Source organism: Staphylococcus roterodami, from assembly GCA_022493055.1.
GTDB classification, from domain to species: Bacteria; Bacillota; Bacilli; order Staphylococcales; family Staphylococcaceae; genus Staphylococcus; species Staphylococcus singaporensis.
In genome coordinates this window covers 2200506-2221579 of the sequence record CP092781.1, presented here as the reverse complement: position 1 = coordinate 2221579, position 21074 = coordinate 2200506, and the positions used below count along the sequence as shown (strand labels likewise).

The 21074-nt window shown below is 32.2% G+C and carries 19 protein-coding genes and 1 pseudogene; 15 read left to right on the top strand and 5 right to left on the bottom strand.

What is annotated here, in order from left to right:
- Positions 1-146 precede the first annotated feature (146 nt).
- From ML436_10855 to ML436_10835, 5 genes are all read left to right on the top strand, one after another.
- Complete coding sequence (locus tag ML436_10855) at positions 147-1085, top strand: class I mannose-6-phosphate isomerase (GenBank protein UMT77632.1); 939 nt, start codon at positions 147-149, stop codon at positions 1083-1085.
- 30 nt (positions 1086-1115) lie between these two features.
- On the top strand, positions 1116-1346 hold the full coding sequence (locus ML436_10850) for a hypothetical protein (protein ID UMT77631.1): 231 nt from the start codon (positions 1116-1118) through the stop codon (positions 1344-1346).
- Between the two features lie 467 nt (positions 1347-1813).
- Positions 1814-3187: an EVE domain-containing protein gene (locus ML436_10845; protein ID UMT77630.1), complete on the top strand. Its 1374-nt coding sequence runs from the start codon at positions 1814-1816 to the stop codon at positions 3185-3187.
- Positions 3188-3630: 443 nt separating this feature from the next.
- Positions 3631-4044, top strand: a complete 414-nt coding sequence (locus tag ML436_10840) for a thiol-disulfide oxidoreductase DCC family protein (protein UMT77629.1) — start codon at positions 3631-3633, stop codon at positions 4042-4044.
- Positions 4045-4252: 208 nt separating this feature from the next.
- Complete coding sequence (locus tag ML436_10835; protein UMT77628.1) at positions 4253-4696, top strand: DNA starvation/stationary phase protection protein; 444 nt, start codon at positions 4253-4255, stop codon at positions 4694-4696.
- Positions 4697-4820: 124 nt separating this feature from the next.
- On the opposite strand, the gene deoD is transcribed toward ML436_10835, so the two are convergent.
- Positions 4821-5531, bottom strand: a complete 711-nt coding sequence (deoD, locus tag ML436_10830) for a purine-nucleoside phosphorylase (protein UMT77627.1) — start codon at positions 5529-5531, stop codon at positions 4821-4823.
- A 313-nt stretch (positions 5532-5844) separates the two neighbouring features.
- Here deoD and deoC point away from each other — a divergent pair, with 313 nt between their 5' ends.
- The 3 genes from deoC (at position 5845) to ML436_10815 (ending at position 8453) form a co-directional block, all read left to right on the top strand.
- Positions 5845-6507, top strand: a complete 663-nt coding sequence (deoC, locus tag ML436_10825; GenBank protein ID UMT77626.1) for a deoxyribose-phosphate aldolase — start codon at positions 5845-5847, stop codon at positions 6505-6507.
- Between the two features lie 280 nt (positions 6508-6787).
- Positions 6788-8089, top strand: a complete 1302-nt coding sequence (locus tag ML436_10820) for a pyrimidine-nucleoside phosphorylase (GenBank protein ID UMT77625.1) — start codon at positions 6788-6790, stop codon at positions 8087-8089.
- A gap of 13 nt (positions 8090-8102) precedes the next feature.
- Positions 8103-8453, top strand: a complete 351-nt coding sequence (locus tag ML436_10815) for a hypothetical protein (protein ID UMT77624.1) — start codon at positions 8103-8105, stop codon at positions 8451-8453.
- A 120-nt stretch (positions 8454-8573) separates the two neighbouring features.
- Here the strand turns inward: ML436_10815 and ML436_10810 are convergent, their stop codons facing one another.
- Positions 8574-9044, bottom strand: a complete 471-nt coding sequence (locus tag ML436_10810) for an S-ribosylhomocysteine lyase (protein ID UMT77623.1) — start codon at positions 9042-9044, stop codon at positions 8574-8576.
- 308 nt (positions 9045-9352) lie between these two features.
- On the opposite strand from ML436_10810, the gene ML436_10805 reads away from it, so the two are divergent.
- Entirely contained in the window at positions 9353-10537 is a 1185-nt protein-coding gene (locus tag ML436_10805; protein ID UMT77622.1) for a M20 family metallopeptidase, read from the top strand.
- Positions 10537-11730: an ATP-grasp domain-containing protein gene (locus tag ML436_10800; GenBank protein UMT77621.1), complete on the top strand. Its 1194-nt coding sequence runs from the start codon at positions 10537-10539 to the stop codon at positions 11728-11730. Before ML436_10805 ends, ML436_10800 begins: the two co-directional genes overlap by 1 nt.
- Positions 11731-12147: 417 nt before the next feature.
- Here ML436_10800 and ML436_10795 read toward each other — a convergent pair.
- Positions 12148-12782, bottom strand: a pseudogene (locus ML436_10795) (transposase).
- A 555-nt stretch (positions 12783-13337) separates the two neighbouring features.
- Between ML436_10795 and ML436_10790 the strand changes: the two are divergent.
- A complete protein-coding gene (locus ML436_10790; protein ID UMT77620.1) occupies positions 13338-14009 on the top strand; it encodes a DUF2750 domain-containing protein in 672 nt (223 codons plus the stop codon).
- Between the two features lie 214 nt (positions 14010-14223).
- On the opposite strand, the gene coaW is transcribed toward ML436_10790, so the two are convergent.
- Positions 14224-15024, bottom strand: a complete 801-nt coding sequence (coaW, locus tag ML436_10785) for a type II pantothenate kinase (GenBank protein ID UMT77619.1) — start codon at positions 15022-15024, stop codon at positions 14224-14226.
- A gap of 563 nt (positions 15025-15587) precedes the next feature.
- Here coaW and ML436_10780 point away from each other — a divergent pair.
- The 3 genes from ML436_10780 to ML436_10770 all read left to right on the top strand — a co-directional run bounded on the left by ML436_10780 (position 15588) and on the right by ML436_10770 (position 19034).
- Complete coding sequence (locus tag ML436_10780) at positions 15588-16448, top strand: GNAT family N-acetyltransferase (GenBank protein UMT77618.1); 861 nt, start codon at positions 15588-15590, stop codon at positions 16446-16448.
- 111 nt (positions 16449-16559) lie between these two features.
- The gene (gene rpoE, locus ML436_10775; protein UMT77617.1) at positions 16560-17090 is read left to right on the top strand and encodes a DNA-directed RNA polymerase subunit delta; all 531 of its coding nucleotides are present in this window, start codon (positions 16560-16562) and stop codon (positions 17088-17090) included.
- Positions 17091-17423: 333 nt separating this feature from the next.
- Positions 17424-19034: a CTP synthase gene (locus ML436_10770; protein ID UMT77616.1), complete on the top strand. Its 1611-nt coding sequence runs from the start codon at positions 17424-17426 to the stop codon at positions 19032-19034.
- A gap of 175 nt (positions 19035-19209) precedes the next feature.
- Here ML436_10770 and ML436_10765 read toward each other — a convergent pair whose 3' ends face one another.
- On the bottom strand, positions 19210-19731 hold the full coding sequence (locus ML436_10765) for a DUF2529 domain-containing protein (protein ID UMT77615.1): 522 nt from the start codon (positions 19729-19731) through the stop codon (positions 19210-19212).
- A gap of 217 nt (positions 19732-19948) precedes the next feature.
- On the opposite strand from ML436_10765, the gene ML436_10760 reads away from it, so the two are divergent.
- Positions 19949-20809: a fructose-bisphosphate aldolase gene (locus tag ML436_10760; protein ID UMT77614.1), complete on the top strand. Its 861-nt coding sequence runs from the start codon at positions 19949-19951 to the stop codon at positions 20807-20809.
- Positions 20810-21074: the final 265 nt, after the last annotated feature.

Genomic DNA, 21074 nt, shown 5'->3' with positions numbered 1-21074 from the left:
CAATAATGTTAAATATGATACAATCACTATTAGTTAATTTTATATTGTATGAATATATGATTCGATTTAAATGAGACAATGAAAAACATAATGGAACAACATCATCAGAGTTCTATTGCTTACTTAAATACAATGGAGGTGCAACAATGCCATTATTTTTACAACCAATTTTAAAAACAAAATTATGGGGCGGTCAACGTTTAAGTACGTTCGGATATCATCTAGACAATGATAAAACTGGAGAATGTTGGTGTGTGTCCGCACATCCAAATGATAAAAGCGAAATCATAAATGGGCCATATAAAGGGCAAACATTAGACCGAGTTTGGTCAGAACATCGCGAATTGTTTGGTGATTTTCCGAGTAAAGATTTTCCGCTATTAACTAAAATTGTGGATGCGAGAGAATCGCTATCAATTCATGTGCACCCTGATAATTCATATGCTTATGAGCATGAAAATGGGCAATATGGTAAGTCTGAATGTTGGTATATCATTGATGCAGAAGAGGATGCAGAAATTGTAATAGGCACTTTAGCAGAATCTCGAGAAGAAATTGCACATCATGTACAACAAGGTACAGTTGAGTCAATTTTGCGATATATTAAAGTAAAGCCAGGCGAATTTTATTTTATCCCTGCAGGTACGGTACATACAATTACATCGGGCATTCTGGCCTATGAAACGATGCAATCCTCAGATATTACATATAGGCTATACGACTATAATCGTGAAGATGATTTAAACAATGCAAGACCTTTAAATATTGAAAAAGCTTTAGACGTTATTCAATATAATGCACCTCTACCAAATATTTTGCCAGAAAGTGAAATTATTGAGAATCATAAATGTACACATATTGTATCTAATGATTTCTTTACGTTGGTAAAATGGGAGATTTCAGGTACGCTGAATTATATGAAACCAAGAGAGTTTTGTTTAGTGACAGTGTTACAAGGAGAAGGTCAAATCATTGTAGATGGTGAAATATTCAAACTAACAACAGGCACTAACTTTATTTTAACTTCGGAAGATTTAGACAGTGTCTTTGAAGGTGAATTCACATTGATGATAAGTTACGTGTAGCAATTCAATAATCATTTAGGAGTTAATGAAATGAAGCAATTTCTTTATATTGCGTTAGTATGTGGTATCATAGCGGGTCTCGGCGCTTTTTTACATATACCACAATATCCAAGTATGACGGTACCGCGTATTGTAGCTATTTTAGGTATTATCAGTGCTGTAATTACATTTAAAGATAAACAAATTAGTACATCTTTAAAATTTAGTGCAGTACTCATTAATGTGTTACCGTTATTCGGAACATTTGTAGCTACTAACTAATACTAATTAAAATGTTTTTAGCTAATGTAAATTGATGAATTAACATATAGAATAGATAGCCGTTATTTATAGATATAATAATGCATATGTATTTACTTATAAACGAATCCCCTCACTGATGCTATAGAGAGGGGATTTTTATATGGTGGAAGGGGCTGATATCATATAATTATTAAATTTAATGGTAAATACTACTCTCTAACAATGGCATTTGTATAAGTTTTTTTAGAAGTATAGCGGCTTTTAGTATCTAAGTTTAATGAATACTTAACTCTGCTAATTCAAAGTATGATTTATATGCAAAATAGGTTACTAAATATGTTAAACTATTTGTAACAATTTTTATTATTAAACAGATATAAAGTCGCATTTTTGCAATGCAAATTAGGACGACTTGCCTCTAATAGACTAAGCTATTAGGAAAATAACAATGCGAATAACATCGCAGTGAATTAAGGAGTATTAAGATGACAGCAGAAGCAAATTATTTTTGGTTGAATTGTGGATATAACCGTTGGAATCATAATGAACCGTTAGTTGGTCAAACAGCTTTATTTGAATCGGGTGCACATTTTAATCCGTCACAAGGGTTTAGAGCATTCAAAAAAGCTAAAGTAGGAGATCAAGTCATCTTTTATCAAGTTCAAACAGATACTGGCTTGCTTGGATGCGGTGAGATTATTAGTGTTGAAACAGGTGCACAAAATAAAATACGTGTACAGTTTCGTTTTAATGAACAACTGAAACCTTTAACGGCTGATTATTTAAAACGTAGTGAAGCATTAGAATTTCGTATAAGTAATATGAAAGAGACATTGTTCAATCAAATTACAGCTGAAGAGTTTGATTTAATTAGCGGACTTGGAAAAGGGGAAATTAAAATCCCACGTTATTTCTTTTTAGCTGAAACAGAAGAATTTGAACCTGGTCACCAATATACGATTTATACACATACATATAATGGTATTAAACGAAATGGTTATCATTTTTATACTCAGTTAGAAGAAGGCGACAATATTATTTTTTATAATAGAACGAAAAATCAATCTGTCGTTGGTATTGGAGAGGTGTCAAAACATATTCATGAGAAGCCACCAATTCCAGGTAGAACTAATAGTACGGTAATTGAAGTGTCGTATGAAAAAGATATAACGCCAATTACTTTAAGTACTTTAAATAAACATCCTAAATTGAAAAATTTATATTTCCTTCAAGAAAATGCCAAGCAAGCAATTGCAAGTATGTCACAGGCACAGTATGATGCAATTCTTGAAGTAAGCGAAAATAATGGATTGAAATCTCCATTTGAAATGGTTCAGAAGCCAAACTTACTTGAAGATGAAAAAGAAGAAACATTAAAACCATTTATTATGTTAGTCGTTGACCAAAAAGAAGAAGGTTTAAAGGCTGCGAATGATTTATTACAAAAGGCTAATGCCAATCCTGTCATTACAACGGGACATCCTGATTTTTCAGAAGATATGTTATACGGCAAATATTTACCTAATGAAACGGGAGCATTATATTATCGTGAAGGTTTTATTACACAGCTCATGCCGAAAAAAGACAAAAGTTATTTAGTTATTGATAATTTTAATCGAATTGATCCAGATATTTTCCAAACATATATTAATGTTTTAGAAGGATACGAAGTTACCTTGCCACGATATAATAAAGATGGCAATATGATTAAATGGTCTCGCCAAAAAGATTCTTTCTATTATTTCAATCCAAATTGGCATATTGTAGGTATTACATATGATAGTTTGGAAGATATTAAGGCTAAATACTCAGAACAATTTTTGAAATATACACGTATCGTCAAAGTTAAACACGACTAATTATATATAGTAGTTATTGAAAATAATTAAGGATACAATTAAAAATTGAATAATCGCTATTTGAATAACCGAATATAGACAAAATGACGGGTAATTAAACATAAGAGCTAACTAAGCGCTTATGATAGATTACTCGTTTTTATTTTGATAAATAATCAAGATACAATATAAATTTATGTTACTGAATTAAATTTATAAATGAGTTTCCATTGGTAAGTTGAATTAAATGAACGACTGAACGGTAAAAGGATAATAAGAAAAATATGACACTGTAGTACATGAAATTTAAAGTGAATAAAAAAGCATCGCACAATAAATATAAAATATTAAATAAAAATTTATGTCAATTTCGTGTCACCAAGACTTATAAAGTGACAACCTGGTTTAAATGTTTTTAAATAAGGAAAACTAACTATAAGTATCAATAAAGGAGTTAATAAACTATGCCAGTCGTATATTATGATGGAAACTGTATATATTGTTATAACTATGTCATTTGGTTAATTCAACATGGCTTACCAAAAACTTATCAATTTGCTACATTAAAGGGTGAAATCGGACAACAATTTTTTGAACAACATCCAGAAGCCGCAAATAAAAATAGTGTTATTTTGCAGAAAGGTGACAAAATATATTTTGAATCACAAGCAATTATTAAATTAATCACAGCTTTACCTAATACAACTAAATTACTTGGCGTAGGTTTATGGTTAGTACCAAAACCAATTCGTAACTTTGGATATCGAATGTTTGCTAATAATCGAGATAGAATGTGGAAAACTACATGGCACCAACCAAATGAATATGAAAAATCATTCTTTTTAGATGATAATGCTAAAGTAAAGTTAACTAATTGATAAAATTTATCGACTAATTGATAATAGAGATATATAGTATAATTATTTGTAGTAAATTAGTGGATGATTGTTGGAGAAAACAGGAATCATCAATTTAGAATAATTATAAAAAAGAGAGCAAAAATACTTTACAGATTAGAATGATTATAATATAATAATTAATGTAAACAAGGAAAGATAATTAACAATTTTAAGGAGTGTATTAAATATGAGTAACCAACAAGATGTTGTTAAAGAATTGAACCAACAAGTAGCAAACTGGACAGTAGCTTATACTAAACTACATAACTTCCACTGGTATGTGAAAGGGCCTAACTTCTTCTCATTACACGTAAAATTTGAAGAATTATATAATGAAGCAAGCCAATATGTAGATGAATTAGCTGAAAGAATTTTAGCAGTAGGTGGTAACCCTGTAGGTACTTTAACTGAATGCTTAGAGAAATCAATCGTGAAAGAAGCTGCGAAAGGCTATTCTGCAGAGCAAATGGTAGAAGAATTATCACAAGACTTTACAAACATTTCTAAACAACTAGAACAAGCAATTGAAATTGCTGGAAATGCCGGTGATGATGTATCAGAAGATATGTTTATTGGAATGCAAACGTCAGTTGATAAACACAACTGGATGTTTAAATCATACTTAAGCTAATTATAGATACTAATGATATAGATAAAAGCCAACATTCAATGGTAAAGTGACCATTGTCAATGTTGGCTTTTTGTTTGGAAAAAATAGACATCAAAAATTACGATGCACTATCGTTATATTTTATTTATTCTGCGATTTCTAAAGCGATTTCCATCATTTGCGTGAAAGAATTTTGACGTTCTTCTGGTGTTGTTGCTTCGTCACGTAAAATATGGTCGCTTACTGTAAAGATACCAAGTGCTTTTTTACCAGCATGGATTGCATTTAAATATAGACCAGCTGATTCCATTTCTATACCTAAGATACCCATCTTTTTCCAAGCATCATTGAATGTTGGATCAGCATTATAAAATGTATCAGAAGATAATACATTACCTACGTGTGTCGTAGCTCCGATTTGGTCAGCAACATTTTTAGCTTTAGTAACTAACTCAAAGTCAGCGATAGGCGCAAAATGTCCAGGAATATTATATTGATCTACGTAATTTGAATTTGTTGATGCAGCTTGTGCAATAATTACGTCGTATAAGTTAACATTTTCTTGTAATGCGCCACAAGAACCGATACGAATGATTGTATCAACATCAAAGAAATTGTATAACTCATAAGAGTAAATTCCGATACTTGGAATACCCATACCAGAACCCATTACTGATACTTCTTTTCCTTTATATGTACCTGTGTAACCAAACATGTTACGCACATCATTAAATTGTTCAACATTTTCTAAAAAGTTATCAGCAATATATTTTGCGCGTAAAGGATCGCCTGGCATTAATACAGTTTTAGCTATTTTTACTCCGTTTGGTTGAATATGTGGTGTACCTTTTGTCATTTGTTATCTTCTCCTTAATATTCATTAATAGTTTTAAGATAACATTTGTTTCACTTTTTTGCGAATTTTTGTACTATAGAATTAAAGAATTATAAAAATATAATTCTGATTAGCTTGTTGACAAGTCATCAAATGTAAATATGGTATTATGTTCAATTGTATTTAAATGTTTTGGGAAATGAAAATGTATAACTGTTCATGTATGCGTTTACATAAATAAATGACAAGATAATTATATGTTTAAAAATATGATTCATCGACAGCTAATGTTTAATTTCTATTTTTATAATCAATCATAAAGGAGGAGATTAAAATGAACGATGCAAAATTGATTGATCACACTTTATTGAAGCCTGAGTCAACACGTGCGCAAATCGATAAAATTATCGATGAAGCGAAAGCATACAATTTCAAATCTGTATGTGTGAATCCAACGCATGTTAAATATGCAGCAGAACGTCTAGCTGATTCAGACGTATTAGTTTGTACGGTAATTGGCTTCCCATTGGGGGCATCGACAACTGCAACGAAAGCATTTGAAACAGAAGATGCGATTCACAAAGGTGCAGATGAAATTGATATGGTCATCAATATTGGCGCATTAAAAGATGAGCGATATGACGATGTACAACAAGACATTGAAGCGGTAGTTAAAGCGGCAAAAGGTCACACAGTGAAAGTAATTATTGAGACGGTATTGTTGAACCGTGATGAGATTGTGAAAGCGAGTGAGTTAACCAAAGCAGCTGGTGCGGACTTCGTTAAAACATCAACAGGTTTTGCAGGCGGTGGTGCGACAGCTGAAGACGTTAAATTAATGAAAGACACAGTAGGTGCGGATGTAGAAGTAAAAGCGTCAGGTGGCGTACGCAATTTAGAAGATTTCAATAAAATGGTTGAAGCAGGTGCAACACGTATTGGTGCGAGCGCTGGCGTTCAAATTATGCAAGGCTTACAAGCAGATTCAGATTACTAAATTAAAAAAATAATAATGAGCATGGGACATAGTGTTCATAATTTAAGCGAGTCGAAATGAACTTTAAATCATCAAACATTTCTGTGATTCGAATATACATTTATGGGAAATTGAAATCGTAACGAATCGATCTATTTTAGAAAGTTTATTTTACATTTGAAACAAGATATAGAATTTGACATCGATAGCTTACATAAAATAATTTTCAAGTGTATGTATTAAAATGAGTATTAGAAGTATAAATACTCTGTCCTAAGCTCTAACAAAAAGGATGATAAAAATGAGAATGATAGATATTATTGAGAAAAAACGTGACGGTCATGCATTAACTACTGAAGAAATTAATTTCTTTATTGATGGATATGTAAAAGGCGACATTCCCGATTATCAAGCATCAAGTTTAGCTATGGCGATTTATTTCCAAGATATGAATGATGATGAAAGAGCTGCATTAACGATGGCGATGGTTAATTCTGGCGATATGATTGATTTAAGTGACATTAAAGGTGTGAAAGTAGATAAACATTCAACAGGTGGTGTTGGAGATACAACGACATTAGTATTAGCACCATTAGTTGCAGCAGTTGACGTTCCGGTTGCTAAAATGAGTGGACGAGGATTAGGGCATACAGGCGGAACCATTGATAAATTAGAAGCAATTGATGGTTTCCATGTTGAAATTGATGAGGCAACATTCGTTAAATTAGTGAATGATAATAAAGTAGCTGTTGTCGGTCAATCTGGCAACTTAACTCCGGCAGATAAAAAATTGTATGCTTTAAGAGATGTTACAGGTACGGTTAACTCAATCCCATTAATTGCCTCTTCCATAATGAGTAAAAAAATTGCTGCGGGTGCTGATGCAATCGTATTAGATGTAAAAACAGGTAGCGGTGCTTTTATGAAAACTTTAGAAGATGCTGAAGCATTAGCACATGCTATGGTAAGAATTGGTAATAATGTTGGAAGAAACACAATGGCAATTATTTCCGACATGAATCAACCACTAGGTCGTGCAATAGGTAATGCGCTTGAACTAAAAGAGGCAATAGATACATTAAAAGGGCATGGACCTGAAGACTTAACTGAACTTGTATTAACATTAGGTTCTCAAATGGTTGTGCTAGCTAACAAAGCTGATACATTAGAAGAAGCAAGAGCGTTATTAATCGAAGCAATAGAATCAGGTGCTGCATTAGATAAATTCAAAACTTTTGTTGAAAATCAAGGTGGCGATCCAACAGTAATTGATTATCCAGAACGTTTACCTCAAGCTACATATCAAATTGATTACAAAGCGAAAAAATCAGCATATGTTACAGAGTTAGTATCAAATGACATTGGTGTAGCTTCAATGATGCTAGGCGCAGGGCGTCTAACTAAAGAAGATGATATTGATTTAGCAGTAGGTATTGTTTTAAATAAAAAAATTGGGGATAAAGTAGAAGCAGGCGAATCATTATTAACGATTCATAGTAACCGTCAAGATGTAGATGATGTCATCAAAAAATTAGACGCAAGTATTACAATTGAAGATCAAGTGGTATCGCCTACGTTAATTCATAAAATCATAACGGAGTAGGAGAGGAAAGCGATTGAACATATTGAGATATTTATTAGGTATAGGTTTTAGTGCAATTGGCGTTTTACATTTTACAAGAGAACAACAATTTAGAAATATCATACCAAAATGTTTACCGCTTCGAAAAACAGCAGTCATAATTACAGGTATTTTTGAAATATTATTTGGGTTAGCGCTATTAATAAAAAGACCTTCACAATGTTTAAAAAATGTGATGAATCTATTTTTATTAGCAGTATTCCCAGCAAATATTTATATGGCAGTTAAAAAGTTACCACTAGGTAATAAGCAATTACCGACATGGCAGTTATATTTAAGATTACCTATGCAATTTTTGTTAATGGGAATCATTATAAAATTATAACTCGCGTTTTAGATTAAAAAGATTTGTAATAGAAAAAATAAAGCAGTTAGACAATGATGAAAGTATCATCATTGTTTAACTGCTTTTTAATTGGGACGAGTAAATATGAGAAAATGTTATTTACTTTCCAGTACCGAATACATCATGCCATTCATCACGTTTATCTAAAAATGCTTGGGCAATCGTTTTTGCACCTTCTAATGAATGACTTGCAGCCCAACCACATTGTACTTCGTTGCATGCAGGTACTTCTGTTGCATTTAACACATCATTTAACGTTGCTTCAACAATATTTAAAACATCATCGTAATTGTCATGGTTGATAAACGATACATAGAAACCAGTTTGACAACCCATAGGACTTAAATCTACAACTTTATCACTATGGTTTCTAATGTTCTCTGCCATTAAATGTTCTAATGAATGTAACCTAGGCATGTCCATATGTTCTTTATTAGGTTGTTTGAAGCGAATATCATATTTATGAATCACATCTCCGTTCAAGCCTTCCATTGTTCCTGCTAATCTAATAAAAGGTGCAACCACTTTAGTATGATCTAAATTGAAACTTTCTACATTCATTTTTGTCATCTTATATCCTCCTATTAACATCTCAACGCTATAAATCGCTTGTGATTTGTTACATTATAAAACATAAACTTGTTATAAGTTTTGTTATCTAACAATACTTTGATTGTAACAATAGCGCTAATCTTTTACAATTTGAAACTTTCAGTAAGATGTAAGCTATCATTTTAGTTATTAGAAAATTTAGTAAATAAAGAAAAATTAGATGACATCATGAGATAAAACCGATAGAATAAGTAATAATTCATTTTGAAAGAACAAAATATTGTGGATGATTAAAATGGTTGTAGGGTAAAAGGGAGATAATAAAAATGAGTGAAAAACAACAAATTCTTGATTATATTGAAACAAATAAATATAGCTATATCGAAATAAGTCATAGAATTCATGAGCGTCCTGAACTTGGAAATGAGGAAATATTTGCATCTCGAACGTTAATAGATAAATTGAAAGAAAATGACTTTAGTATAGAGACTGAAATTGCAGGTCATGCGACAGGATTTATTGCTACATATGATTCAGGTGTTGATGGTCCAGCCATTGGATTTTTAGCAGAATATGATGCTTTACCAGGATTAGGGCATGCTTGTGGACATAACATTATTGGAACAGCGAGTATACTTAGTGCCATAGGTCTAAAGCAAGTGATAAATCAGATAGGAGGTAAAGTTGTTGTGCTTGGGTGCCCAGCTGAAGAAGGTGGCGAAAATGGAAGTGCCAAAGCTTCTTATGTTAAAGCAGGAGTGATTGATCAGATAGACATTGCTTTGATGATTCATCCTGGGAATGAAACGTATAAAACAATCGATACTTTAGCAGTTGATGTTTTGGATGTTAAGTTTTATGGGAAAAGTGCACATGCATCTGAAAATGCAGATGAAGCATTAAACGCATTAGATGCAATGATTAGCTATTTTAACGGTGTAGCACAACTCCGACAACATATTAAAAAAGGGCAACGAGTACATGGTGTTATTTTAGATGGAGGGAAAGCAGCAAATATTATTCCAGATTATACACATGCACGTTTTTACACTCGAGCGATGACACGAAAGGAATTGGACGTGTTGACTGAAAAAGTAAATCAAATTGCGCGTGGGGCGGCAATTCAAACGGGATGTGATTATGAATTTGGTCCAATTCAAAATGGTGTAAATGAATTTGTTAAGGCACCAAAGCTAGATGATTTATTTGCCAAATATGCCGAGGAGGTTGGCGAAGCGGTTATTGATGATGATTTTGGTTATGGCTCAACAGATACTGGTAATGTAAGTCATGTCGTACCAACAATACATCCACACATTAAAATTGGTTCGCGTAATTTAGTAGGACATACACACAGATTTAGAGAAGCTGCGGCAAGTGTTCATGGGGATGAAGCATTAATTAAGGGCGCAAAAATTATGGCATTGATGGGATTAGAGTTAATAACAAATCGAGAATTATATCAAGACATAGTTGAAGAACATGCGCATTTGAAAGGGAATGGGAAGTAATGACAGAACGCGATAATAACGTAAATTTAACGTTAAGTGATTTATATGAAAGTGATATCGTATATACATCAAGACCTTCATATATCTCAAATCCGTGGTTAAAACCAGACGAACATCAGTCTAATTTTTTAACAGGTAGGGAGTTATTAATTGCAAATGAATTGCCAGTCATTGTTCATGAAGCAAGCGTAACAAATAAGTTACATCAGTTATTTAAAATGATTGGAAAAGAAGTGCCAAGTACGATTTATACGTTTAATAATCAGCAAACATATGAAGATTTAATTGGACAATTGGCGCATGAAGCGAATAAAAAAATTTATTTTCAATATATTCATGATGAATCGATTTTAAGTCAGCAATATTATGCAATGGACAAAATGTTATTTGTTGCTTTAAATAATAAGGCGCGAATACCTGAATGGACAGGTAGCAAATTTTTACCTAAAAGAGAAATTGTAAGTGTTGAAGATTTTGAAGAAGTAATAAAAAAATGGGATTTTCCATTTGTCATCAAGCCTGGAGATGATCTTCCGACAGCAGGTGGTTATGGTGTGATGATATGTTATCATGAAGCAGATTTACAAAAAGCAACAGCGCGTATTAAAGATGCGACTGCTGAAACGAAGTCTCTTATAATCGAACAAAAAATTGAAGAAAAAGCGAATTATTGTGTTCAGTTTACCTATTCAAAAGAGATGGGAATTCATTATATTGGTGCAGCTACACAATTGACTGATCGATATGGCTTCTATAATGGAAATGAAAATGCTACAAAAGTGCCGAAACATGTTATTGAAGCTGGTAGACAGATTATGGAAATTGGTGTAGACCAAGGATTCTTTGGTGTGGCTGGCTTTGATTTACTTGTAGATCAAAATGATGATGTATATGCGATTGATTTGAACTTTAGGCAAAATGGGTCTACAAGTATGTTATTGCTTGCTAAAGAATTAAATCCAGGATATCAAAAATTTTATAGCTACCATTCAAGAGGGGATAATGCGCATTTCTTCAATACTATTTTGAAATATGTAGACGAAGGAAGTTTATACCCACTGTCATATTATGATGGAGATTGGTACGGTGAAAATAAAGTTAAGTCAAGGTTTGGTTGTATTTGGCATGGAAATTCTAAAGAAGCAGTATTAGAGAAAGAACGTGCATTTTTAGAGGAACTTGATAATAAATAGTAGCTCTTGTAGTGAACATAGACAATTAAGTGTTTGTTAAAACGAGGTCGGGACAAAAGCGTTTAGGATTTGAGCAGAACAGAACGATGAGCGAAATTGTTTTCCAAAATTTGTCGAATCGTGAGAGTTTCTGCCGAAAATACTGCTTTTGGGACGCCGTTAATCGGTTTCCCAGAGCACAAAATCTTTATGTCTCACCCTCATGTCTACGATGTTAAATGTTCTATTGTATATATAAATGTTGAGATAGGAGCTTAAGACATTAAGTTCTTAGGCAATGTAAAAAAGCTGATTTCTATTGATTATTTGATAGAAATCAGCTTTTTCCAAATGTATTTGATAATATACAGCTCGTTGAGCTGCTATTTTCCTTATATTAAGTGCCATTAATACAAAACCTAGCTCTATTTCTTCCTCTTTAAACTTTCTAGTTTTATCTTTAATAAACATGCCATACGTTATAAGTGGCGTTTTATTAAAGTCATCTATAATAGCCATATAGTTTTGCTCACTACCATAACCTGCATCAGCTACAATATACTCTGGTAAATAACCGAAGGTATTTTGAATCATTGTTAAAAATGGAATTAAAGTTCTAGTATCTGTTGGGTTTTGAAATAGGTTATAGGATAAAACAAATTGAGAATTTGTCGATATTTGTAAATTGTATCCTGGCTTAAGTTGACCATTTTTCATAAGATCTTCCTTCATTCTCATAAAAGTTGCATCTTAAGAATTGATTTTTGCTCTTCATATTTATGATTTCTCTCAGAATAATCATCAGATTTCTTTTTGAACTTCTTAATTTCGGTTCTTTTTTTACGGGTCTATTTTCTAATTTGAGTACAATATTCGTTCTCAATAGAATGATTTAAATCTTCGATTTCTTTATCTAAATGACTACCAACTAAATCAATTTCTTCTGTTGTTAAATCGCTATCAGGTATCGTTTCAACAATTTCATTAACATATCGCGAAATATCATTTTGAGGAATTCTAACTGAAGTTTCTATTGGTAGTGTAAGTTGGGGCATGTTATAACTTTTATACATAAGGTGGCACCTCGTTAATTTAGTTTAGTGGTATTTATTTAAATTATACGAAGGGACCCAACACAGAAAATTCAAATTATTGAATTATACATTTATGTGCAAGTTGGGTAAAGTGTCTTATTTTTTAAAAAGTATTTAAAAGTAAAATTACATGTTAATACGTAGTATTAATGGCGAGACTCCTGAGGGAGCAGTGCCAGTCGAAGACCGAGGCTGAGACGGTACCCTAGGAAAGCGAAGCCATTCAATACGAAGTATTGTATAAATATAGAACAGCAGTAAGATATTTTCTAATTGAAAATTATCTTACTGCTGTTTTTTAGGGATTTATGTCCCAGCCTGTTCTTTTTAGTGAAAATTGAAAGGTAGTGGATGTAGTAAGTATACTCTAATATAAATATAAGATGTCTTGTAGATTATGCTTTAATTTATAAGGCTTCATTCTTAATTGGGAAACATGACATTAAATTGAACTCATCATTTGTCACATTGACTATCATGTTGGAGTCATTTACTATTTTAAGTATTACATATTTTGAAAAGTGAGGGTCAAGGATGTCTTATAAAACATATTCGTTCTTTAGAGATATATTAATAAATGAATATATTTATTTTGCCTCTAAAAATAAAAAATTAGTACGTCTTAATTATAAAAGTAAAGACTACATAGGCGTATGGACAGATGAAAATATGGCCGAATCATTTTTAACAAGTCGAGATATTCCGTTCGATAAAGTAGTTAAAATGGATGTTGATAGATTTGCGACTTATGAATTAGATGATTTATTCGATGAACAAGATCATATAGTTATGAATCAAACAATTGAAGAAGAGGGTCATTTATTAAATGTGGTAAGTGTGACACAAGAAATTATGACAGAATTAGACAAAATCAGGTTAAAAGAATTTGTGCAAGATGTTGCAAAGTATGATGAAGTCTATGGTTTAACCAAAAAAGGAAGCAAACAATTCATTCTGATTAGTGAAAATGATAATGACGAAAAAAGACCTCATATTATGCCGGTATGGAGTATAAAAAGCAGGGCATTAAAGGTACGAGATGAAGATTTTGAAGAATGTGATCTTATTACAATAGAGGGTTCAGTCTTTAGTGAATGGCTTGATGAACTTAGAGATGATCAAAAGGCTGTCGCTATAGATTTGAAAACAGGTGTAGTTGGCACGATTGTATCAGCACAAAAATTATCAAATGAATTAACGTTTTAATAGAATGGTAGGAAGCGCATTTGATTTTTTGATTTGATAGAATTTGTAAATAAACTTATCATTTAGAATGATACTGTCTACATTTATAGAAGTTAGGTAATTCAATATTGCTTAGCTTCTTTTTGTATTTAGTTATATATTTCAAATAAATAAAAGATCATTGATATCGTGTAGTTTGAAACTGACACTAATATGAATGATCTTTTTATGATTATTATTCTAAATTTAATGCGCCTATTGCACCTGAAAATGCGCCGTTTTCAACATAGTATGGTTTACAACCACGTAAAACAGTGTAGTCTTCAACAACTTGTCGCAATAATGCATTGTTATTAAATGAAGAGCCAATGTAAACAATATTTTCTGTCTTAAATTCACGTGCAACTGTGATTGCCATTGTTGTAACAACTTCCCCTACAACACCTATAACGGCTGCTAACTTATTACTTGCTGTGAAGTCAGCAGCTAAATGGTGCAGTACATGCCCGAAATTAGCTGCAGTTAAGTCACCTGGAATTGGAGGCTCGGTATCTTTATAAATATGTCTAACTTTTAAATCGATGGTGTTACGATCACCATGTTGCGCCAAGTCAGTAAGCTGTTTATAGTCAGTGATTTGACTTAGTAGATAGCCAAGCCCTTGAATCATGCCGCCTCCCGTTCCGATACCACCAACTCGACGTTGCGAATGCCCGTCGAAGTAGTGTAGTGATGTACCAGTACCGACATTTGCAAAAATATAGTCAGTGATATCATGACCTTGCTCTTTTAACAAAATACCTAAACCTTTAGAAGCAGCGTCAAACTCAACAAATATTTGCGCAGGTATATTGATGTTTTCAGCAATGACGCCTGCATTACCTCCAGTTAAAGCTAACTTTTCAATTTGTTGTTGATTTAGCCATTCAATAACTTTATCAATATTTTTAGTTAATTCAGTTTTATAAATGCGTTGGTTATCTTGCTCTTGAACGATTTTTATAAGTGTACCGCCAGCATCAATGCCAACTTTCATAGGATTCCCACCTCGTCATTAATATATATCCTTAAATAATAGTATAGTAAAATTACTAAAAAACAAGTGGAAATGGCTATTATTTACAAAATTGATACCTTAATATTTAAATGTTGTAAGCGTATAGCAATGAAATGACAAAGATATATGTAACGTGTCATAATTTTATGTTTTTATTGTGGTTAGAAAATAAATTGAAAAAATTTGTTATATACAGTGGGCAGTTGTATCTCTTTATATGAACAAGCTTAAGAAGCGTATTTGAAAATAAATGATAATCAAAGAAGTATGTCTAGAGGCTGAAACATAAAGATTTTGTGCTCTGGGAAACCGATTAACGGCGTCCCAAAAGCAGGATTTTCGGCAGAAACTCTCACGATTCGACAAAATTTGGAAAACAATTTCGCTCATCGTTCGGTTCTGCTCAAATCCTAAACGCTTTTGTCCCGACCTCAGATTACTAATATGATAGATGTAGGGTAAATAATGGTATCGAATTGAAATAATCGGTAAAATAATATGGGGATTCACGTTTCATATATAAAGAGATAGGGGTTAAATATATGACTAAAGAACTTTATTTTGAAGGTATTACATTAAAAGTATTTGAAGAACAATATCGTACAGACATTAATGAATTTGCGTTAAATGAAAGACAACAAATATACTCATCTTTACCTAAAGATGTTGTTGATGATGCAATCGAGGATACTGATAGAATTGCTAATGTTGCAATCAATGACCAAAATGACGTCGTTGGTTTTTTCGTATTACATCGATATTATCAACATGAAGGTTATGACACACCTGAAAATGTCGTATATATTCGTTCGTTATCTATAAATGAAAAATATCAGGGCTATGGATACGGTACCAAGATAATGATGTCATTGCCACAATACGTTCAAGGAGTATTTCCTGATTTTAATCACTTATATTTAGTTGTAGATGCCGAAAATGATAACGCTTGGAATTTGTATGAACGTGCAGGGTTTATGCACACAGCGACTAAAGAAGAAGGGCCTATTGGTAAAGAACGACTATACTATTTAGATTTAGATTCGAAGCACGTTTCTTCTTTGAAACTTGAAGAGGAAAGTCGTTCTGAAGTGACTAATGTGCATATCATCAATTTAATGATTGATGGTCAAAAGGTTGGTTTCATTGCATTAGAACAAATTGGGCAACGTATGAATATTGCAGCAATTGAAGTAGATAAATCTTATCGATTTAATGGTATTGGTTCCAGTGCACTTAGACAATTGCCTACTTACTTAAGAAAAAACTATGATAATCTTAATGTTATATCGATGATTTTGTTTGGACAAAATAACGATTTTAAACCACTTTGTATTAATAGTAATTTTGTTGAAATAGAACAAACTGAAGATTATGTGGTTTTTGAAAAATATTTAAATTACTAACAGTGATTGCGAAATATGATATTGTCATTTATAATTTAGTTTTGTTACTATATATAAATGAATTCAGACGTATAAATTTAGATTATATCCTTCGAAAGGAAGTATTGGGCAATGAAAATTCAAGATTATACTAAACAAATGGTTGATGAAAAATCATTTATCGATATGGCTTATACATTATTGAATGATAAAGGCGAAACTATGAACTTATATGATATCATCGATGAGTTCAGAGCGTTAGGTGATTATGAGTACGAAGAAATTGAAAATCGTGTTGTACAATTTTACACGGATTTAAACACAGATGGTCGTTTTTTAAATGTTGGAGAAAATTTATGGGGATTACGTGATTGGTATTCAGTAGATGATATTGAAGAGAAAATCGCACCAACTATTCAAAAATTCGATATTCTGGATGCAGATGATGAAGAAGATCAAAACTTAAAATTATTGGGCGAAGATGAAATGGATGATGACGATGATATTCCAGCTCAAACAGATGATCAAGAAGAACTAAATGATCCTGAAGATGAACAGGTTGAAGAAGAAATCAATCATTCGGATATAGTCATTGAAGAAGATGAAGATGAACTAGACGAAGACGAAGAAGTGTTCGAAGACGAAGAAGACTTCAACGATTAATTTTTTGTTTGACTTTTAGTTGAAAGATGATAAAATTTTATTCGGGCTCCTTTAAATAGGACACGTGTATAAAATTTATACGCTCCCCTTACAGAATTTGTGAGAGGGAGCGTTTTTTTATTTAATTGAGTAAATCAAGAAATGATAACGCAAAAATCAAAGTTGTAAATGATATACATAGCGACATAACATGAAAAGTTAGTTAGCGAGTAACTATGGTTATTAATAAAAACGGTAGACATTCATCGTCATATTGCTAACGGCAAAGTTATGTTTGCGTAATTTTTACAATTGATGAGGAAGCATTCCCTTTAATAATTAGGAGGTCAGGACATGACAAAATTTATTTTTGTAACAGGTGGCGTAGTTTCATCATTAGGGAAGGGTATTACAGCATCTTCTCTAGGTAGATTATTAAAAGATAGAGGTCTAAATGTAACAATTCAAAAATTCGATCCATACTTAAATGTTGACCCAGGTACAATGAGTCCTTATCAACATGGTGAAGTATTTGTAACAGATGATGGTGCAGAAACAGATTTAGATTTAGGTCATTATGAAAGATTTATTGATATTAACTTAAATAAATTTTCAAATGTAACAGCAGGTAAAGTATATTCGCACGTATTGAAAAAAGAGCGTCGTGGTGATTACTTAGGTGGAACTGTGCAAGTTATTCCACACATTACAAATGAAATTAAAGAACGTTTATTACTTGCAGGTGAAAGTACAAATGCGGATGTTGTTATTACAGAAATTGGTGGTACAACAGGTGATATCGAATCACTTCCGTTTATCGAAGCAATTCGTCAAATTCGTAGTGATTTAGGTAGAGAAAATGTAATGTATGTACATTGTACATTATTGCCATATATTAAAGCGGCTGGTGAAATGAAAACAAAGCCTACTCAGCATAGTGTTAAAGAATTAAGAGGTTTAGGTATTCAACCAGATTTAATCGTAGTAAGAACTGAATATGAAATGACACAAGATTTAAAAGATAAAATTGCATTATTCTGTGATATCAATAAAGAAAGTGTTATTGAATGTCGTGATGCAGATTCATTATATGAAATTCCATTACAATTAAGCCAACAAAACATGGATGATATCGTTATTAAACGATTACAGTTAAATGCAAAATATGAAACTCAACTTGATGAGTGGAAACAATTATTAGATATCGTTAACAATTTAGATGGTAAAATTACTATTGGTTTAGTAGGTAAATATGTTAGCTTACAAGATGCATATTTATCAGTTGTTGAATCATTGAAACATGCTGGATATCCTTTTGCCAAAGATATTGACATTAGATGGATTGATTCAAGTGAAGTAACAGATGAAAATGCAGCCGATTACCTTGCGGATGTTGATGGTATTTTAGTACCTGGTGGTTTTGGTTTCCGTGCAAGCGAAGGGAAAATCAGTGCAATCAAGTATGCTAGAGAAAATAACGTACCATTCTTTGGTATTTGTTTAGGTATGCAACTTGCAACTGTTGAATTCTCAAGAAATGTATTAGGTCTTGAAGGTGCACATTCTGCAGAGTTAGATCCAGCAACGCCATATCCAATTATTGACCTATTGCCTGAACAAAAAGATATTGAAGATTTAGGCGGAACATTGCGTTTAGGTTTATATCCATGTGCAATTAAAGATGATACTTTAGCACAATCAATTTACGGTAAAGCTGAAATTGAAGAAAGACATCGTCACCGTTATGAATTCAATAATGACTATAGAGAGCAATTAGAAGCGAACGGTATGGTTATTTCTGGTACAAGTCCAGATGGACGTTTAGTAGAAATGGTAGAAATTCCGACAAATGATTTCTTTATTGCTTGTCAGTTCCATCCAGAGTTCTTATCTAGACCAAATCGTCCACATCCAATTTTTAAATCGTTTATTGAAGCTTCATTAAAATACCAACAAAATAAATAAAAATAATCGTAAACATAAGTAAACACATAAAATTGCGATATAAAGAGCCGTTACTTCCACATTATAACTTGTGAAGGTAACGGCTTTAATTTTTAATATTGAACAATTCTTTAACATGATAAATGACAAATATAAATAGTACATATTATGAAAAGGAGTTATAAAGGGTGAGTATTTATAAATCTAAATCTCTCGTCATTTCAATCATTTGAGTATAAATATCATAATATACGTAATTAAATGCCATTGCATGTGGCTGTACAATTTTATCGTAATCTTCAGTGTAGACAATTGGTCTTGGTGTAGATAAATCAATAAAATGAACGAGATAGTCAGGAAAGTCATCTGTTTTAGGTTTGTTGCTAATTAAGACAATATCAATATCTAAATCGATAAGTTTTTGAATATCATTTGCAACTTGTTCCGTATAAAATGGTGCAAATAAAAATACACGGTCTGTTGAATCAATTTCATTGAAGTCATTAAGAGACTCAAGTTTACGGCTTGACTTTAATCGTTCATCACTATGTAGAACAAAATTTTCGAAAAATTGTAAGTCATCATACCCTTTTACATAGACATAACCTTCACCGCCAATCGCTTGTACTAAGCATTGTGCTGCCATTTGAATTTCTAACGATTGTTTTTCTAATCTATTAAATATTCCTATTAATTGTGTGTTTAAGATTTTTGACATCTTTATCCTCCAATCTACTTATAAAATATTGTAATTAATGGGCACATATTATGCAATGACTTAAATTGCATAATAATGTATACGTTTGCATTTATTATAACTATCGCATTTTTCAAAAAATACACATTTAATATGCAGTATTTCAATGCATTGGCGCTATTTTTTTGATATAATTACTTTGAAAAATATGTGCACAAGCACTCAAGGAGGAACTTTCATGCCTTTAGTTTCAATGAAAGAAATGTTAATTGATGCAAAAGAAAATGGTTATGCGGTAGGTCAATACAATATTAATAACCTAGAATTTACTCAAGCAATTTTAGAAGCTTCACAAGAAGAAAATGCACCTGTAATTTTAGGTGTTTCTGAAGGTGCTGCTCGTTATATGAGCGGTTTCTACACAATTGTTAAAATGGTTGAAGGTTTAATGCATGACTTAAACATCACTATTCCTGTAGCTATTCATTTAGACCACGGTTCAAGCTTTGAAAAATGTAAAGAAGCTATCGATGCTGGTTTCACATCAGTAATGATCGATGCTTCACATAGCCCATTTGAAGAAAACGTAGCAACTACTAAAAAAGTTGTTGAATACGCGCACGAAAAAGGTGTTTCTGTAGAAGCTGAATTAGGTACTGTAGGCGGACAAGAAGACGATGTTGTTGCAGATGGCATCATTTATGCTGACCCTAAAGAATGTCAAGAACTAGTTGAAAAAACTGGTATCGATGCATTAGCACCAGCACTTGGTTCTGTACATGGACCATACAAAGGTGAACCTAAATTAGGATTCAAAGAAATGGAAGAAATTGGTTTATCAACTGGTTTACCATTGGTATTACATGGTGGTACTGGCATCCCAACAAAAGATATTCAAAAAGCAATTCCATTTGGTACAGCTAAAATTAACGTAAATACTGAAAACCAAATCGCTTCAGCTAAAGCAGTTCGTGACGTTTTAAATAACGACAAAGAAGTTTACGATCCTCGTAAATACTTAGGACCAGCTCGTGAAGCTATCAAAGAAACAGTTAAAGGTAAAATTAAAGAGTTCGGTACTTCTAACCGTGCTAAATAATTAATATTTAGGTTTTAATTTATTAATAACGTAGGGATATTAATTTAAAAAGAAGCAGACAGATTATTGTTTGCTTCTTTTTTATGCTATGAAAGTCATAAAGAAGTCTTTTTTACTTTGAAACGATTTTACAAAAAGAGTAGGGTATGACAAAAATGATTTGTGCTATAATTAAAAAGAAAATTATACATTCGTTGAAAAAGTAGTGTGTAGGTTAGTTGCAAAATTAAAATTGAATGGATTGTCATAATAATGTCAATATTCA

Excerpts from the sequence above, each read along its gene's own strand:
- ML436_10765 (UMT77615.1), bottom strand. The coding sequence starts at position 19,731 with ATGTCAAAAATCTTAAACACACAATTAATAGGAATATTTAATAGATTA.
- ML436_10800 (UMT77621.1), top strand. The coding sequence starts at position 10,537 with ATGACAGAACGCGATAATAACGTAAATTTAACGTTAAGTGATTTATAT.
- deoC (UMT77626.1), top strand. The coding sequence starts at position 5,845 with ATGAACGATGCAAAATTGATTGATCACACTTTATTGAAGCCTGAGTCA.
- ML436_10760 (UMT77614.1), top strand. The coding sequence starts at position 19,949 with ATGCCTTTAGTTTCAATGAAAGAAATGTTAATTGATGCAAAAGAAAAT.
- ML436_10790 (UMT77620.1), top strand. The coding sequence starts at position 13,338 with ATGTCTTATAAAACATATTCGTTCTTTAGAGATATATTAATAAATGAA.
- deoD (UMT77627.1), bottom strand. The coding sequence starts at position 5,531 with ATGACAAAAGGTACACCACATATTCAACCAAACGGAGTAAAAATAGCT.
- ML436_10840 (UMT77629.1), top strand. The coding sequence starts at position 3,631 with ATGCCAGTCGTATATTATGATGGAAACTGTATATATTGTTATAACTAT.
- ML436_10835 (UMT77628.1), top strand. The coding sequence starts at position 4,253 with ATGAGTAACCAACAAGATGTTGTTAAAGAATTGAACCAACAAGTAGCA.
- ML436_10805 (UMT77622.1), top strand. The coding sequence starts at position 9,353 with ATGAGTGAAAAACAACAAATTCTTGATTATATTGAAACAAATAAATAT.
- ML436_10855 (UMT77632.1), top strand. The coding sequence starts at position 147 with ATGCCATTATTTTTACAACCAATTTTAAAAACAAAATTATGGGGCGGT.
- ML436_10845 (UMT77630.1), top strand. The coding sequence starts at position 1,814 with ATGACAGCAGAAGCAAATTATTTTTGGTTGAATTGTGGATATAACCGT.
- coaW (UMT77619.1), bottom strand. The coding sequence starts at position 15,024 with ATGAAAGTTGGCATTGATGCTGGCGGTACACTTATAAAAATCGTTCAA.
- ML436_10850 (UMT77631.1), top strand. The coding sequence starts at position 1,116 with ATGAAGCAATTTCTTTATATTGCGTTAGTATGTGGTATCATAGCGGGT.
- ML436_10810 (UMT77623.1), bottom strand. The coding sequence starts at position 9,044 with ATGACAAAAATGAATGTAGAAAGTTTCAATTTAGATCATACTAAAGTG.
- ML436_10770 (UMT77616.1), top strand. The coding sequence starts at position 17,424 with ATGACAAAATTTATTTTTGTAACAGGTGGCGTAGTTTCATCATTAGGG.
- rpoE (UMT77617.1), top strand. The coding sequence starts at position 16,560 with ATGAAAATTCAAGATTATACTAAACAAATGGTTGATGAAAAATCATTT.
- ML436_10820 (UMT77625.1), top strand. The coding sequence starts at position 6,788 with ATGAGAATGATAGATATTATTGAGAAAAAACGTGACGGTCATGCATTA.
- ML436_10780 (UMT77618.1), top strand. The coding sequence starts at position 15,588 with ATGACTAAAGAACTTTATTTTGAAGGTATTACATTAAAAGTATTTGAA.